This window comes from Actinoplanes derwentensis, assembly GCF_900104725.1.
Taxonomy (GTDB): Bacteria; Actinomycetota; Actinomycetes; order Mycobacteriales; family Micromonosporaceae; genus Actinoplanes; species Actinoplanes derwentensis.
The window spans coordinates 1533068-1548947 of record NZ_LT629758.1 but is presented as its reverse complement, the minus strand read 5'-3'; the positions used below and the strand labels follow the sequence as shown (position 1 = coordinate 1548947).

Below are 15880 nucleotides of genomic sequence, written 5' to 3'. Positions count from 1 at the left end.
CGGTCCCCCCAAGAACCGCCGGCCGGGCGAGGTTGGCTTATTTCTTCAGACGCTCGACGTCGCTGACCGTTTGTGTCCAGGACTGGTCGGAGCTCTGTTTGCCCTGCTCGATCCGGACGAGGCCATCGCGGATGGTGGTCTGGATGTCACCGGTGCGCGGACCCTGGTACTGCGGCTTGAGCTGTTTGGCGGCGGTGGTGAAGATGGTGCCGACCGGTGCGTTGTTGAAGAACGGGTCCTTGTACTCGGCGATCTCCGGCTTGTCGTAGAGCGCCGGGATGGACGGCAGCAGCCCGGAGGAGGTGAAGATCTTCGCCTGCTGCTCGGGTGCTGTCAGCCAGGTGGCGAGCTGCTTGGCTTCCTCGATGTGCTTGCCCTGCTTGGGGATGGTCAGGTACGACCCGCCCCAGTTGCCGCCGCCACCCGGGATGGACGCGATGTCCCATTTACCGGCGTACGCTTTCGCCTGGTCCTTGATCTTGGCCATCATCCAGGCCGGGCAGGCGATCGTGGCGAACTGGCCCTTGGCGAAGCCGTTGTTCCACTCCGGCGAGCTCTCCAGCAACTTGGCCGACAGGTTCTCCTGGATCGCCCGGACCACCAGGTCCCACGCCTTGCGCACCTCGGGGTTGGTGCCGACCACGATGGTGTCGTCCTCGCTGTAGAACCCCTGCGGGGCCTGCCCGATGACGGCGTTGTACAGCGCTCCCCCACCGTCGAAGAACGCGGTGCCCTTCGGCGCCTTCGCGGTGTACTTCTTGCCGGCCTCGATGTAGCCGTCCCAGCCGGACGCCCACAAAGCGGACACCGCGTCCCGGTCCGCGGGCAGCCCGGCCTGCTCGAACAGGTCGCGCCGGTAACAGATGGCCAGTCCGCCGACGTCGGTGCCGTACCCGATCTGCTGTCCGTCCTTGGTCAGCGACGCCTGCCATTTCCACGGCAGGTAGTCCGCGGCGCGGTCGGTGCCCAGGTCGGTGAACTGCTTGCCGGCCCCGCGCATCTGGGCGATGAAGCCGGTGTCCACCGCCTCGATGTCGCCGGCGCCGTTTCCGGTGGCCAGGTGGGTGGCTAGATCACGGTGGTGGTCGTTGTAGGCAGCGGTGTGCTCGCTGATCTTGATGTTCGGGTGCGCTTGCTCGTACTCCTTGTAGAGCTCCTGGTAGCCGAAGTTGCCGAACAGGTTGACGTTGAGCGTGACGTCGCCATCGGCGCCGCCGTCACTGCCGGAACCACCGCCGGAGCCGCAGGCGGTCAGCGCCAACGCGGTGGCCATCGCCGCAGCGACCAGGCGCACCCTTCTGGACGAATGCATGTCGAAGTCTCCGTTCCGCAGACGAAACCGGTTACATGAAACCGGTTACACGACAAAGATCAAGAGCAGAGCGAGGCTTTGGTACGGGATCAGCCGGGTCAGGGTGCGCGGCTGGCGAGGAACCGGGGCGAAGGGTGGGCCCTTGAGCCAAGAGTTTGCCGTCATCGATGCCCCGAGTGTCAAGTCACGAAGAGGTAACGAGATCAACCGGCGTTGACCTGTGCGATACGTCGATGTTACGGTCGTGAAACCGGTTACATAGGGGCGTTCAGGGTGTCCAGCATCAGAGAAGTGGCACGTCGGTGCGGCGTTTCCGTCGCCACCGTCTCGCGGGTCTTCAACATGCCGGAGGTGGTCAGCCAGCAGACACGGCAGCTCGTGCTCGACATGGCCGCCGAGATCGGCTACCTGCCGAACGAATCGGCCCGCACCCTCGCGACGAAGAAGTCCAACATGGTCGGCCTGGTCTGGGACACCGACCACCGCCGCCCCGGCTGGCGGCACCCGTTCCTGCAGGACATCCTGGTCGCGTTGAAGAGCGCGCTGAGCGCACACGGCCTGCACCTGCTGATGCTCGCCCCGGACCAGAACGCCGGCCCGGACAGCCGGCAGCGCTTCCTGCGCGCGGTCCACCGGCACAACGTGGACGGCGTCGTCATCATCGACAACGGCAGCCGCGACCCGGCCGTGCTGGCGCTCGCCGACGCCGAGGTGCCGTGCGTCGCCCTGGACCTGCGGTTCACCGGCCCGACCTGCACCTACATCACCTCCGACAATGCCGGGGGCGGTCGCCAGGCCGCACAGCACCTGATCGAACTCGGTCACCGGCACATCGCCACCATCACCGGACCGATGCCGACCTGGCCGGCCGTCCAGCGCCTCGACGGCTTCCGGTCCGCGCTCGTCTCATCCGGCATCACCCTCGCCGACGACGACGTGGTGGCCGGCGACTGGTACCTGGACAGCGGCTACACCGCGATGAAGCAGCTGATCAGCCGTGCTCCCCGGGCGACTGCGGTGTTCGCGGCCGGCGACGAGATGGCGGTCGGGGCACTGCGGGCGGCACACGAGGCCGGACTGCGTGTGCCGGACGACATCGCGATCATCGGATTCGACGACATCGAGGTGGCCGCGCTCGTGCCGCCGGGACTGACCACGATCGCCCAGGACAAGACCGGGATCGGCACCGCGGCCGCCGAAGCGATCATGACGATGTTGCAGGGCACGGCAGCCCAGCCGGAACCGACGATACTGCCGACCGACCTGATCGTGCGTGGCTCGACCTGACCCGCACGCGACCATGACTCAGGTGGACACCGGAGTCACGAGGTTCGCAGTGAGCCAAGCGACGACGTCGGGCTCGGGTATCGGCCGGGAGATCAGATAGCCCTGCCCGTAACGGCAGCCGGTCGCCGTCAGCAGGGCGCGGTCGGTGACGGTCTCGATGCCCTCGGCCACCACGTCGAGTGCCAACGTGTGCGCGAGCTGAACGATGCCCTGGACCAGGTCATGTTGACGGCTCGAGACACTCATCGTGTCGACGAAGGACTTGTCGAGTTTCAGGATGTCGGCGGGAACCTGGTGAAGGTAGCTGAGCGAGGAGTATCCGGTGCCGAAGTCATCGATGGACACCCGTACTCCCGCGTTGCGCAGCACGCAGAGTTCCGCCCTGACCTGTTCCGGCTCCGTCAAGAGCAGGCTCTCGGTGATCTCGACGGTGAGCAGATGTGGCGCCAGACCCATCTGGTCCACCAGGACGAGAACCTGGTCGACGAAACCCGGGCTGCGGAACTGCCGGGCCGACACGTTGACACTGACGTGCGGTGGGTCCTGGGGGAACAGTTCCTGCCATTTCACGGCTTCCCGGAGTGAGTGTTCGAGCACCCACATGCCGAGTGGCACGATCAGCCCGGACTCCTCGGCAAGCTCGATGAAGCCCGCCGGCGGCAGCAATCCCTTCACCGGGTGCTGCCAGCGGACAAGGCTCTCCAGGCCGTCGACCCGGCCGGACTCCAGCTCGATGATCGGCTGGAAATGCAGTACCAGCTGGTCCGCGGTGATCGCATGCTCGAGTTCGGCGCGCAACTGCGCCTGCCCGATGATCTCGCGGTGCAGGGCCGCCTCGTACCGGCGCCATCGTCGTTTGCCCGTCGATTTGGCATTGCGCAGTGCGGCAGCGGCCTGGCTGAGCAGTTGCTCGTGATTGTCGGCGTCGGCCGTGGTGGCGACGCCGATACTCAACTGCACGGTCAGGCTGCTGCCGGCCAGCACGAACGGCTCCGTGAACCGGCACATGACCTCGTCGAGCAGCCGGTCGATCTCGGCAGCGTCCCGGGCACCCTCGACCACCGCGCCGAACTCGTCAGCGCCCAGACGCGCCACCGATGACGGGGCCCGCAGACAATCACGCAGCCGGCGGCCCACGGCCCGGAGCAGTTCGTCGGCGGTGTGATGGCCGAACGCCTCGTTGACGGTCCGGAACTCGTCGATGTCCACCAGCAGGACACCGGTGAAGTTCGCTGACAGCGCCGCGCGTTCGACGTCGTCCTGGAAACGCAGCCGGCTGCCCAGACCGGTGAGCGGGTCGAGGTAGGCGCGCTCCTCGAGTTCACGTTGCATCCGCCGGCGGTCGGTCACGTCACGGAGGGTGAGCACGATGCCGTTGACGGAGGGTTCGTGCCGGAGATTACGGAGCGACACCTCCACGTCGGCGTGCTCTCCGGCCGCTCCGAGAACAGTCCAGTCGGTCGCGGTGTCGATCTTCGCATCCGCGGACACGCCCTCGATGGTCGAGTGGATCTCGGATCTCTGCTCGACAACGAAGAGATCCTCCAGTGCTTTGCCGGCCAGGTCGTCCGTCCCGAACAGGCCCGCTGCCGACGGGCTGCTGTAGCGGAGCCGGCCGACGTCGTCGACGATCAGGATGACATCACCCGCGTTGAGCACGAGCGTCCGAAAATATGCCTCGCTCTCGCGCCGATTGATCTCGCGGTTGAGCTCGATATGCCCGATCATGCTGGCGGCCTGACCGGCCAGCACCGAGATCGCCTGCTGCAGCTCGACGAGGGCCTTCTCATCGGCGGCGACGACCAGCTCACCGGTGTGCCGTTCGCCCACCGTCAGCTGGCAGCGCAGGGCCAACTCGTGTCCGGTGAGACGGCCGGCGATCTGCGGGGGCATGTCACGCGTCTCCTCGAAAGCGACAGCCTTCGTCAGAGACCTCTCCGTCTGGTCCGCGTCGCGTTCGGGCGACAGCAGTAGCACCCGATGTGCGGTGCCGGCCGGCAGCAGGCGCTCGACAGCCTCGTGCACGACTGCGGTTATGGTCGCGATGTCGGTAGCCGACAGCAACTGTTCGCACGCTCGGCGGAGTTCCCGCTCCCGGACCAGGGTGCGGCGCAGGCCGGCCGCGACGAACGACATCCGGGTCACCGCCAGCGCGACGAGGACAGCGGAGACCAGCGCGATCACGACACCGTCGCGGACCTGTCCGGTCAATGCCTGGGTGAGCAGAACACCGGGAGCGACAAGCGAAGCGATGCTGAGCGCGAGACGGTGAGCACCGACCACGCTACCGGAGACCATTCGCGGTTCAGTCAGTTGCCGCATGGACGGCAGCAGCGCAGAGGCCCCGCTGCTGGCATAGAAGAGAATCCAGCCGAGGTCGACCGGACTGCCCAACTCCCAGAAGCCGTTGAGCTGATTGAGGCCGTACATGACGTCGGCGACGAACAGGCCGGCGCCCGAGAAGAGGAGCAGAATGGCACTCCGGCTGCGGACGGCTCCGAGCATGAAACGGACGAGAATCGCGAGGATCAGAACGTCGAAAATCGGATACGCGACCGCGATGGCCTTCTGGAGCGGAGTCAGGTCCGGGCTGGACAGATACGGGTTGACCACCAGCACCCAGGAGAGAAACCCGGCTCCGGTGGTCAGCATCAGCGCATCGACCAGACTCGCCCGGTCGATCACTGTCGCTTTGGAACGGGTGAGCGTGATGAGTGAGGCGAGCAGACACGGGACTGAGCCACCGAGAAAGACCGCGTCGGCCGCCGAGGGGAAGGCCTGTAAGTGCATGACCTCACTGAGGACGAGCGCGGTGACCGTACCGGTGGCGAAGAACCCGGTACCGGCGGCCCACAGTAACCACGGCGCAGCCCGGCGCGGCCGGTGCAGGCGGACGCCGGCGACGATTCCCAGGCAGCTCAGGATGCCGAAGCAGCTCCAGATCTCGAGGCGCCACATCGGCATGGCGAAGTAGAGACCGCTGAGTGCGGCGACCAGGCTCGCGTACACCAACATCAGCCGGTTTGCCACTATCGATCCTCCCACCCGCCGACCACAGGCTGCCCTTCGATCGTTCGATCGGGCAGACTCGCGAGCATCTGAGCTTTTGTTACTGACGAGGCCGATGGGTCTGACGAGGTCGACGGAGAAGGGCGGTGCGGAGTGGGCGATCTGGTCGTCACCACGGCAGCTGAGGACGTCGGCCTGGCTTCCCGGCTGGGTGACCTGGCTGATCCCGAGATCGCCGAGTTCCTCTACCAGGATGCGGTGTCGATCGCCCTGTTCGATGCGCTCAGTCTGCGCTTTCCGGAGTACACCCTGATCGGCGTGGACCCGGCGTGCCCGCGGGTACCCGTCGCCGTGCTGTACACCGTTCCGTTCACCTGGATCCCGGACCCGGCGGCCGACCTTCCCCCCGGCGGATACGACGAGGTCCTGCTCCGCGCCGCTGAAGATCAACTGACCGGCCGTCGGGGCAATCTGGTATCCGCGGTGCTGGCTCTGGTCCGACCGGATGCGCGCGGCCGGGGATTCTCGGCCCTGATGCTGGCAGCCGCGCGAAGCAACGCCGCCGCCCTCGGCCATGCCTCATTGGTCGCGCCGGTCCGGCCGACCCGCAAGCATCTCCATCCGCAGATGACAATGGCCGAGTATGCCGCCCGGGTCCGCGACGATGGCCTGCCGCAGGATCCGTGGCTGCGGGTGCACGCCCGCGCCGGGGGACGCATGGTGGCGGTGGCACCGAACTCCATGTCGGTGAGCGCGCCACTGAGCCGATGGAGGCAGTGGACCGGGCTGCCGTTCGACACGGCCGGCCCGGTCGTCGTCCCCGGCGGGCTCACACCCGTGCACTGCGACCTGGCGGAGGACATCGCCGTCTATGTCGAGCCCAACGTGTGGTTCCACCACCAGATCGTTGATGGAGTGGCCCGCTGATCGATCGACCCCGATAATTTTCTCTTGTGATCACCGATGCGCATGAGCGATGGGAACATTCACCGGCCAACCAGGGCGTCATAGGCCTGCAACGAGCCGGCCTATGGGACCAGGTCATCGAGGAGATCGACGGCCGCCGCATCCGGATCGGTGATCGCTGGCTGGTCGACTTCGCCTCCTGCAACTACCTGGGATTCGACCTCGAATCCGAGATCGCCGCGGCCGCCACGGAACAGATCAGCCGCTGGGGCACTCATCCGAGTTGGTCACGCATGCTGGGCAGCCCCCGGCTCTACCCGGCAATCGAGGAAAGACTCACCGGCCTGCTGGGCGCACCCGCGGCGCTGGTCCTCCCCACCATCTCCCAGATCCACCTGGCGGCGATCCCGGCCCTGGCCGGCGACGGTCTGATCTTCCTCGACCAGCGCGCTCACAAGACGGTCTACGACGGCTGCGTTCACGCCCGGGCCACCGGCGCCACCGTCCAACGGTTCCGGAGCAACGACTTCGATCATCTCGCGGAACTACTCCATGAAGCTCCTGGCCAGGTCACGAAACTGGTCTGCATGGACGGGGTCAACAGCATGACCGGCAACACCCCCGATCTCGCCCGATTCGCAGCATTGTGCCGAACCCACGACGCCAGCCTCTACATCGATGACGCCCACGGGTTCGGAGTGCTCGGCGAACAGCCCACCGCCAGTTCTCCCTACGGCATTCGCGGCAACGCCGTGGTGCGCCACCATGACGTCGGATACGACAACATCGTGCTGGTCGGCGGCTTCTCCAAGGCATATTCGTCGATGCTGGCCTTCATCGCCTGCTCGCCCGGCGTCAAGCGCAAGCTCAAGGTCACCATGCCGACCTACCTGTATTCCGGGCCGGTTCCGGTGGCCTCGCTCGCGACCGTGCTGGCCGGCTTCGACGTCAACGACGACCGCGGGGACGACATCCGCGCCGATCTCCACCGTAAGACCGCCCGAGTCCTGGATCACTTACGCGTGTTGCGAGCGGCGACCCCCAACCACTCCGGATTCCCCCTGATCGAGGTGCCGGTGGCCGACCCGGCCGACCTCCACGAGGTGGGGCGGCGGCTCCTGGAGCAAGGCGTCTACACGACTCTGGCGCCGTACCCCGGGGTGCCGCGCGACCAGGTCGGGTTCCGGATCCAGATGACCGCCGCGAACACCGACGAGCAGGTGGATCTGCTCCTCGACGTTCTCACGCGGTTGAATGACGATCCTCCCGGAGAAGGGCCGGCATTCCGCCGCGTGAGTCAGCCTGACACGTCCAATGTCCAGTGAGCACAGCGCAACGGACGACCGGCGTAGTCCAGATCAGCGTCACCGATCTGGCTGAACCGAAGAAAACGACAGATCGCGTTCGACGCCGGATTGTCCACCGCCGGAAACGCGTGGATCACGGTGTACCGGTCGTCCGCCCGCGCCCGCTCCACCAGCAGATCTGCCGCGCGCCGGCCAAGTCCCCGCCCGTGTGCGGCCGGCACCAGCATCCAGCCCACCTCGTCGATGACACCACCGGCCCACACCGTCGACCAGATCCCGACCACACCGACCGGCTCGTCCTGATCATCGATCACCGTCCAGAAACGGTCACCCCGCGCCGACGCAGCGAGTCGATGACGGTGGACCTCAACGGCCTCGGCTCTGGTGAGCACCCCACCGAGGTTCCGTTTGACGACACCATCCATCTCCAGCGCCTCAGTGAGCCCACGATCGGCGCCACCGTACTGTCGCAGGTGCATACCCGCAGCGTAAAGCCTCGGCGTGGTCGGACGGCCCACTCCCGCCCGTGTCCGGCCAGGCTCGGTCTCTCGGCTCAGAGCGGGTGGCAGTCAGCGCTTTCGCCGGGGCGTATGTCGTAGCAGCTGTATTGCAGGCCCTCGGCGGACTGGTCGAGCAGGCCGTCAGTGAAGTGGATCAGCGAGACCCAGCCCCACTGTCCGTTGTCGGCTCGGGTGTAGGCCCACCAGAAATTGTGTTGCGAAGCGTTTTTGTGCGATTCGCCCGGTTGCTGGCCCAGGAACCAAATGGAACCGCCCCGCGCGAGTGAACCGGCGGGCGCGGAATTGGGATCGGGGCGGCTCATGACCGGCACCTCACCGGTGATCAGGGTGCAGTACTGCCCGTTGAGCCGCTCCGTTTCGATCCATTCGGGAACGGCGCAGGCGCCGCCACCACCTCCGGCGGCGTTGGTGGTGAGCCATTCTCCCAGCGGGGCCAGGTGACTGCTGCTGAGATAGTCGACGCCACCGTAGAGGGCATCGGTCCAGAAGTGGGTCCGATCAACGCAGTCCCACGGATCCCACACCCGTACGTGATGGCCGGTGGTCTGGGCTTTGAAGACGTCGTCCCAGTGCTTGAGCTGGATCGGTTTTTCGCCGGCACCCGTGCAGTTCTGGTCGGTGGCGGGATTCGGGAAGCTGATCACCGGGACCAGGTCCGCGTTGTGCTGGTCCCGGTCGAGGGCGAAGGTTCCGTCGAGGAACGCGTAGGTGCCGGCCTGACGCGCAAGAAGTCCTCGTACCGAATCGTCGCCGTCGACCCCAGCGGGAAGCCGGTCGTTGTTGTGATCGCCGGTGATGACCACCTGCACCGGGCCCCAGAACCGTGCGGTCTCTTCGACATGAAAGAGCATGCCGCGGTACGGGACCAGAGCGTCCATGATCGTGCGCGCGACCACCAGCGGATTGTTCGGGTCGGTGGCCGCCTCGGCCCGGTCGGCCGGCAACGCGCAGCCGGAGGCGTCGGTCACGCAGGTGATCTCGACGAACAGCAGGACCTGCTGGTGGAAACCCGGGTACACCCGGCCGCCGTGGGTGTTCACCCGGCTCTCGAGGCCTCGCAGATAGGTCTCGTCGAAGGGCTTCGCGGCGATCCGGTTGCCGCGCGGGTCCTCGCAGACGTCGCCGTCGACGTGATGGCAGAGCAGGAGGCTGCCGTCGTGGAGGACGACGTCGACGTCGAGACCGGTGAAACCGTGATCGAGCGCGTCGAGGACCGGCCGCGGATGGAGATAGTCGTCGCGGGAGTCGGCGTGGGCGAGCGGCGTCACCGTCCCCACCGCGGCCGGAGCCGGGGCCGTCACCTCGGGCGGCGGTTCCCGCTGTCCGACGCTGCGGAAGGCCGCGAAACCGGCGAGCACCAGGACGCCCAGAACAGCGGCGATCAGCGCCCGGTGCCGGCCGGGCCGGCGAGTGGTGAAGTAGGCGTCGATGACGACGGGTTCCACCGGTAAGAGGGGCACCGGCACCAGGTCCGGCGCACGTTCGTCCGCCTGCCGGGCCGCGTCGATCAGCGCCGACACGTGGGCGGCCGCCACGGCGAACCGATCGGCGTCGGCGTCCTCGAGGGGCACCTCGGCGATGAGATGGGCGGCGCGGGCGACCGCGAGAACGAGAACCGGATCGGTGACCGACTGCGGATCCCCGGCGAGGACCGCCGCGACGTCGTCCTTGTCCACGGACATCCCGGGAGCCAGCCGGTTGGTCCGGATGACCTCGGCGAGGTGCCGCAGGGAGGCGGGCTGCCGGCGCCGCCGGGGCGCGGGCGTTCCCGGCGGCGGGCGGTAGACGCCGTTTCGCGCGGCCACCGCCACCAGAGCGTTCAGTCGGGAAGCCAGCAGTTGTGCCGCCTCATCGACCTGACTCCACCACGCTTGTTTCACCCGACCTCCGTTTCCCCGGCCCATCGGCCATGATGCCGCATCCATCGACCGATGACCATTGGCCAAGATCCTGCCGAACCGGCCGCATCTGTCTACGGGCGACAGATATGCCCAGCTCAGGGATATAATCGCGGGCCGGGCACCCTGTCCGTTGCGGGCAACGAGAGACTTCGGGCCGTCAGCCGACGTCACCCTCGTAGGCGAGTTTGGTGAACCACCCGGCCTCCGCGGTCGGCACCCATCTGGTCTCCGCCCAGAACCGCCGGACCTCGGATTCCTGCCCCGCCGACGACGCCTGCCCGGTGAGCCAGACCGAGGCGTGCCGCAGGCTCGGCGCTTCGGCGGTCACGAAGCCGACCTCGGTGTCGCGGACACAGGTGTGCTCACCGCACGGCCGCCGTCCGGGCACGTCCGTGTACTTGACCAGCGCTTTCAGATCCCCGTACGAATAGATGTCGGTCACCCCGTCGAGATAGGCGTCGACGGCCGGCTCCATCGTGACCAGACCGGGCGGCAGACGTTCCGGCACCACGGCGAAGTGCACGCCGTCCCCGGCCCGGCGGGCCAGGTCGATGTCGGCCGCCGCCTTCTGCAGTGGGGTACGCGCCGCGAGCCGCTGCTGTCGTGACCACTCGATGGCGGCCTCCCGATTGTGGCGGCGCACCTGCCCGTAGACACCCACCCCGGCGCACAGGCCGACAGCCACCACGACCAGGGCGATCATCACGCGTCTCACAACCTGCGACGCTAACATCCCCGTCGATGTCTGTGGTGGTCACGGCCTGGCCGGACGCCCGGTTCACGAGCCGATCATGACGGTCACCGTCGCCGGGCATTCACCAGGCGACGACGCCCTGGCGGACGGGCTGGAAGGTGCCAACCTTGAGCGCTTTCATGGTGAGGGTGTTCTGCTCCGGATCCGGAAGGCTGTCCAGCTCGGCGAACGTGTCCTTGACGGTGCCGTCGAGCGACCAGCCGATGGCGTTCCCGACACCGCACGCGGCGTCGGACTTGTCACACTGGGTCCACTTGATACCGGCGAACGCCGACCCGCCCTTCTGGATCTTGACGGTCGTCGGCGCGCCGGGCTCGTTGACGTTCTGGGTGGGCACGTCGACCGGCTCGCCGGCCGCGTTGTGGAGCGCGAGCGTCAGCCAGCCCTTCACCGTGCAGTTCCTACGGCCGTTGTTGGTGATGATGACCATGCCGAGCTCGTCGGTCTCACCGGTCTGCTGGGGAGAGATGCTGACCGCGAGGTCCGCGGCGGCGCACTCGCCTTTGACGGGCACCCTGGTGGTGGTCGCGGTCGCGGGTCTGCTGGTGGCGGGCTTGCCGGCCGGCGACGCCGCGGCCGGCTCGGCGGTTTCCTCGGTGGATCCGGCACAGGCGGTCAGGGTGGTCAGCAGGGCGAGCACCGGGACGGCCGTCAGGAACGGGTTACGCGACACATTCTCTCCGTGTTCTGTCGTTGGAGGGGCGCCTTGACGATCACGCGAAGATCTTGACTGCGCCACCCACGGTAGGGCATTGATCCAGACTGCTAGATTCCCTGAATTGTCCGGCCGTCCTCTCAGGAGCGTGTCCTCGTATGCCGGTCTCCCCGCTGCGCCCGCACGACCCCCGCGAACTCGGCGACTACACCCTGCTGGGAGTGCTCGGCGAAGGTGGCATGGGCGCGGTCTACCAGGGGCGTGGCCGGGACGGCCGCCTGGTGGCGGTGAAGATGATCCGCACCGAGTTCGCCGCGGTCGAGGAGTTCCGCGCCCGGTTCCGCAGCGAGGTCAACCGGGCCCGCCAGGTTCCTCCGTTCTCGACCGCCGCGGTGCTGGACGCCGACCCGGATCACAACCCGCCGTACCTGGTGGTCGAATACGTCGACGGCCCGGACCTGGCGGAGGTGGTCGCGGAGAACGGGCCGCTGCGGGACGGGGCGTTGCACAGTGTCGCGGTCGGGGTGGCCACCGCCCTGGTGGCGATCCACGGGGCCGGCGTGGTGCACCGCGATCTCAAACCGCGCAACGTGCTGTTCGCGCTCGGCGCCCCGAAGGTGATCGACTTCGGGATCGCGCGCGCGACCGAGTCGACCAGCGAGCACACCCGTACCGGGCAGTTGGTCGGCACGGTCTCCTACATGGCGCCGGAACGTCTCGACGGGCCGGTGACCGCGGTGACCCCGGCGGTCGACGTCTTCGCCTGGGGCGCGGTCGTCGCCTACGCCGCCAACGGTCAGGGCCCGTTCCACGGCGATTCGAGCACCGCGATCGCGGTTCGGATCCTCACCCGCGAACCGGATCTCGGCAACCTGACCGGCGCGCTGCGCACCGCGGTGGAGCGCGCGCTGTCGAAGAATCCCGGTGACCGGCCGACCGCGCCCGAACTGCTCCAGTTGCTGCTGGCAACCGAGCCGGCCACGGACGTCCTGAGCAGCCATGCGGACAAACCTCGCAGCCGTCTGCCGAGGGTGCTGCTGGCCACGGCCGCGGCCAGTGTGCTGGCCGCCGGGGCGGCGATTCCGATCCGGCTGGCCGCCGACCACGCCTCGGACCCCGGCACCACAGCCTCGTCGGCTGCCGCCCTGCCCTCACCGACTCCCCTGCTGGCTGATCCGCTGACCAAGGCCGCCCTGTGGAAGGCGGGCAAGAACGCGAAGGGCGGGACCTGCGAGTACGACAAGAACGGCCTGCGGGTGACGACGACATCCGCGCCCGAGTTCTTCTGCCTCGGTCCCAAGAAGACCCTCCCCGAGCTGCACACGATGACGTTCACCCTGGAGTCGGTGGGTCTCGGCTCCTGCGCCGTCGCCCGTTTCCGGCAGGGGGACGTGAATCTCTACTCCGCCCATTTCTGCGAGTACGACTTCGAACTCGTCACGAACCGCGATGACGGCGCGTTGCCGGCGCAGTTCCAGAACCTCCTGTTCACCGGCCGGGGTCCCCGGGTGATCACCATCCGGGTTCGCAAGGACACGGTCCGGGTCTGGATCGACGGGACGGAGATGTTGAGTGAGCCCACCCCGTTCGTGGGGACGCTGAACGGCCGGCTGGACCTGGGAGTGGAGCGATCTGCGGGCAGCGACGAGCCCGCGGAGACGGTCTTGTCCGGCATTGAGTTCTGGGCGAGATGACCCCCCGTCATCGGATCTGAGCCGAGGCACCCCGTTCCGAGCCGGCTTCGCCGGGACGCCACCGATCCGTCACCGGTCACCGGCCCGGAGCCCGGCGAGCATGATGTCGAGCTGGCGGCGCCAGGATCCGGGCGCCTGGTCCTCGGTGACCTGGATGATCCGGCCCAGCCCGATCATCAGCAGTGAGACGTCGTCCACCGTGGTGCCGGCCCGTATCGCGCCGGCCGCCTGCATCCGCTCGATCAGTCCGGCCAGGACGATCCGCAGCTCGGCCTGGCACTGCTGGATGCGGGGGGTGGCGATCCGCGGGTCGGTGAGCCCGTCCAATAGCGCGCGGTGCTCCGCGAGCAGGTCCAGGGACTGCTCCATGAACCGGACGAAACCCTCCCAGGGGTCGCTGGCGAGGGCCGATTCCCGGACGGTCTTCGCCCACCGGTCGAGGGCCTCGTCGACCACCGCGTCGATCAGGATCTCCTTGGTGGCGAAGTGCCGGTAGATGGTGCCGATGCCCACGCCGGCGCGTTTGGCGATGTCGCGCACGTCCAGCGCGAGGCCCTTCTCGGCGAACGCCTGGGTGGCGGCGTGCAGCAGGCGACGGCGGTTGTCGACGGCGTCTCTGCGCAGCGGCCGGGCGGGCGTCGATTCGGCGGACATGGTCGGAGAGTAGCCGGTGCTGGTACGGAGGGTCGGCGCCGTGTTAACGTTCATCACGAAACGGATCAGACGTTCCGCTTATTTTGGAGGGCGGACCCGGGCATCGCTTTCAGGGGGTCAATTGAAGACCATCGTCATCTCCGGCGGGACCGACGGCATCGGCCGGGCCCTCGCCATCCAGCAGATCAAAGCCGGCAACACCGTCGTGGTGATCGGCCGCAGCCCGGCCAAGGCCCAGGCCCTGACCGACGAGGCGGCGCGGCTCGGCGCGGCCGACCGCCTGCACCTGTTCACCGCCGACCTCTCCCTGGTGGCGGACAACCGCAGGGTCATCGAGGAGATCGGCACCCGGTTCGACCGGGTCGACGCGCTGGTGCTGTGCGCGGCGTTCCTGCGGATGGACCGGGTGGAGACCAGCGAGGGCATCGAGCACTGGTTCGCCCTGTTCTACCTCAGCCGTTACCTGCTCAGTCACGGCCTCGCCCCGCTGATGACCGACGCCCCGGCGCCGGTCGTGGTCAACCTGGCCGTCATCGGCGCCGGCGCCAAGGCGATGAACTGGGACGACCTGATGTTCACCCGCAACGCCAGCTGGACCAAGGCGTGGGCGCAGGCCCGCCGGGCGAACGAACTGCTCGGCATCGACTTCACCGAGAACGTCAGTGCCGGACGGATCCGGTACGCGTTCGTCAACCCCGAGTTCGTCAAGAGCAGCTTCGCCGGTAAGTTCTCCGCGCCCGTGCGGTTCCTGGTCAAACTGGCCGGGGTGCTGGCCAAGCCGGTGGAGAAGGGGATTCTGCCGGTCGTCGCCCTGATCGAGTCACCGCCGCAGGAACTCCTCTCGTCGTTCCGCGGCGCCAAGCGGGTGCCCCTGGAGGTCTCCGCTGCCGACCGTGAAGACGCCGAGCGGATGCGCCGGGAGACCAAGAGCCTGCTGAACGACTGATGCCCGGGCCGGTTCAGAAGACGGCGAGCGGATTCACCGGCAGGCCGGTCGTCCCGGCGATCCGGGGCGCGGCGACCACGAACTGAAACGTCCACCGGCCCAGCCGTTCACACGTCACGGCGAGTTCCTCCAGGTTCGGGCCGTCGATCAGCGGAATGGCCAGTCTCCCCAGCGCGAGCCGGTGCAACGCCCCCGGCATCTCGCCCGGCAGCGGCGGCATGGCGTCACCGACGTCCCCGGCGTAGACGGCGATCCCCTTCTCGTGCAGCCAGTGCACCGCGTCCGCGGTGACACCCGGCAACGGCACGTCACCGGCGGTGGCCCGGTCCCAGCCGCCCCGCACCAGCAGCGCGTCACCGGAGAGCACGTCGACACCGGCCCGGCCGGCCGCCGCGTCCAGTTCCGCGGCGGTCACCGGATGCGCCGGGGCAAGCCGTCCGCCGGGAGCCAGATCGAGCAGCACCCCGCGGGTCAGGATCCCGCCGCCGAAGACGTCGGCCGCGCCGTGCCGTACCCCGGTGGGCCCGGAACTGTCGGCGACGCCGACACCCGGGTAGACCCGGCCGCCCTCGGCCCAATGCCCCAGACCATCCAGGTGGGTCACCTCCGGATGATGGGTGGTCACCACCATCACCTCGGCCATCGCGGGCGCACCGAATCCGGTGAACAGCATCATCGTCTGTACCGCGGTCGTCGGGGCGGTGGCGGGCGCCAGCGGGCCGCCGGTGAGCGGGAACGGCGTGGTGATCCGGGCCAGCGAGACGGTCTGTCCGGTCCGGGCCTCGGCGGCGCCGCGGGTGCGCGCCTCGTCGGTGATGAGGTTGACGGCGCCTAGCTGGTCGCGGTCACCCCAGCGTCCCCAGTTGTCGAGAGAATCGGTCATGCCGTCGATCCTGGTGGCGCCGGACCATGGCCGGTAGCCCATGCGGTGCCC

General features: G+C 68.1%; 13 protein-coding genes. 5 read left to right on the top strand and 8 right to left on the bottom strand.

Features of this window, described 5'->3' with window-relative positions; all coding sequences use genetic code 11:
• Positions 1 to 37: 37 nt before the first annotated feature.
• The gene (locus BLU81_RS06940) at positions 38 to 1312 is read right to left on the bottom strand and encodes an ABC transporter substrate-binding protein (RefSeq protein ID WP_092542672.1); all 1275 of its coding nucleotides are present in this window, start codon (positions 1310 to 1312) and stop codon (positions 38 to 40) included.
• A 291-nt stretch (positions 1313 to 1603) separates the two neighbouring features.
• Between BLU81_RS06940 and BLU81_RS06935 the strand changes: the two genes are divergently transcribed.
• Positions 1604 to 2599 carry a LacI family DNA-binding transcriptional regulator gene (locus BLU81_RS06935; RefSeq protein WP_231954249.1) on the top strand — a complete coding sequence of 332 codons (996 nt, stop codon included), beginning with the start codon at positions 1604 to 1606 and terminating at the stop codon, positions 2597 to 2599.
• 18 nt (positions 2600 to 2617) lie between these two features.
• On the opposite strand, the gene BLU81_RS06930 is transcribed toward BLU81_RS06935, so the two are convergent.
• Positions 2618 to 5629: a putative bifunctional diguanylate cyclase/phosphodiesterase gene (locus BLU81_RS06930; RefSeq protein WP_157751354.1), complete on the bottom strand. Its 3012-nt coding sequence runs from the start codon at positions 5627 to 5629 to the stop codon at positions 2618 to 2620.
• Between the two features lie 132 nt (positions 5630 to 5761).
• Here BLU81_RS06930 and BLU81_RS06925 point away from each other — a divergent pair, with 132 nt between their 5' ends.
• A complete protein-coding gene (locus BLU81_RS06925) occupies positions 5762 to 6535 on the top strand; it encodes an N-acetyltransferase (protein WP_197686143.1) in 774 nt (257 codons plus the stop codon).
• A 26-nt stretch (positions 6536 to 6561) separates the two neighbouring features.
• Positions 6562 to 7839 carry an aminotransferase class I/II-fold pyridoxal phosphate-dependent enzyme gene (locus BLU81_RS06920; protein WP_092542666.1) on the top strand — a complete coding sequence of 426 codons (1278 nt, stop codon included), beginning with the start codon at positions 6562 to 6564 and terminating at the stop codon, positions 7837 to 7839.
• Here the strand turns inward: BLU81_RS06920 and BLU81_RS06915 are convergent.
• The 4 genes from BLU81_RS06915 to BLU81_RS06900 form a co-directional block, all read right to left on the bottom strand.
• Positions 7812 to 8300, bottom strand: a complete 489-nt coding sequence (locus BLU81_RS06915; protein WP_092542664.1) for a GNAT family N-acetyltransferase — start codon at positions 8298 to 8300, stop codon at positions 7812 to 7814. The two genes, BLU81_RS06920 and BLU81_RS06915, sit on opposite strands and share 28 nt — an antisense overlap.
• A gap of 74 nt (positions 8301 to 8374) precedes the next feature.
• A complete protein-coding gene (locus tag BLU81_RS06910) occupies positions 8375 to 10222 on the bottom strand; it encodes a PI-PLC domain-containing protein (RefSeq protein ID WP_092542662.1) in 1848 nt (615 codons plus the stop codon).
• A gap of 178 nt (positions 10223 to 10400) precedes the next feature.
• The gene (locus BLU81_RS06905; protein ID WP_157751353.1) at positions 10401 to 10958 is read right to left on the bottom strand and encodes a hypothetical protein; all 558 of its coding nucleotides are present in this window, start codon (positions 10956 to 10958) and stop codon (positions 10401 to 10403) included.
• Between the two features lie 100 nt (positions 10959 to 11058).
• Positions 11059 to 11670, bottom strand: coding sequence for a DUF4232 domain-containing protein (locus BLU81_RS06900; RefSeq protein WP_157751352.1), 612 nt, complete (start codon positions 11668 to 11670; stop codon positions 11059 to 11061).
• A gap of 140 nt (positions 11671 to 11810) precedes the next feature.
• Between BLU81_RS06900 and BLU81_RS06895 the strand changes: the two genes are divergently transcribed.
• Positions 11811 to 13346, top strand: a complete 1536-nt coding sequence (locus BLU81_RS06895; protein ID WP_092542656.1) for a serine/threonine-protein kinase — start codon at positions 11811 to 11813, stop codon at positions 13344 to 13346.
• Positions 13347 to 13415: 69 nt separating this feature from the next.
• Here the strand turns inward: BLU81_RS06895 and BLU81_RS06890 are convergent, their stop codons facing one another.
• Entirely contained in the window at positions 13416 to 14000 is a 585-nt protein-coding gene (locus tag BLU81_RS06890; RefSeq protein ID WP_157751351.1) for a TetR/AcrR family transcriptional regulator, read from the bottom strand.
• Between the two features lie 121 nt (positions 14001 to 14121).
• Here BLU81_RS06890 and BLU81_RS06885 point away from each other — a divergent pair, with 121 nt between their 5' ends.
• Positions 14122 to 14946: an SDR family NAD(P)-dependent oxidoreductase gene (locus tag BLU81_RS06885; RefSeq protein WP_157751350.1), complete on the top strand. Its 825-nt coding sequence runs from the start codon at positions 14122 to 14124 to the stop codon at positions 14944 to 14946.
• Between the two features lie 13 nt (positions 14947 to 14959).
• Here the strand turns inward: BLU81_RS06885 and BLU81_RS06880 are convergent, their stop codons facing one another.
• Positions 14960 to 15829 (bottom strand): cyclase family protein, encoded by an 870-nt coding sequence (locus BLU81_RS06880; protein WP_092556708.1) that lies wholly within the window; start codon positions 15827 to 15829, stop codon positions 14960 to 14962.
• Between the last annotated feature and the right edge of the window lie 51 nt (positions 15830 to 15880).

Bases quoted from the DNA above. Each gene is read 5' to 3' on its own strand.
- BLU81_RS06940 (WP_092542672.1), bottom strand. From the start codon at position 1,312: ATGCATTCGTCCAGAAGGGTGCGCCTGGTCGCTGCGGCGATGGCCACC.
- BLU81_RS06915 (WP_092542664.1), bottom strand. From the start codon at position 8,300: ATGCACCTGCGACAGTACGGTGGCGCCGATCGTGGGCTCACTGAGGCG.
- BLU81_RS06895 (WP_092542656.1), top strand. From the start codon at position 11,811: ATGCCGGTCTCCCCGCTGCGCCCGCACGACCCCCGCGAACTCGGCGAC.
- BLU81_RS06890 (WP_157751351.1), bottom strand. From the start codon at position 14,000: ATGTCCGCCGAATCGACGCCCGCCCGGCCGCTGCGCAGAGACGCCGTC.
- BLU81_RS06880 (WP_092556708.1), bottom strand. From the start codon at position 15,829: ATGACCGATTCTCTCGACAACTGGGGACGCTGGGGTGACCGCGACCAG.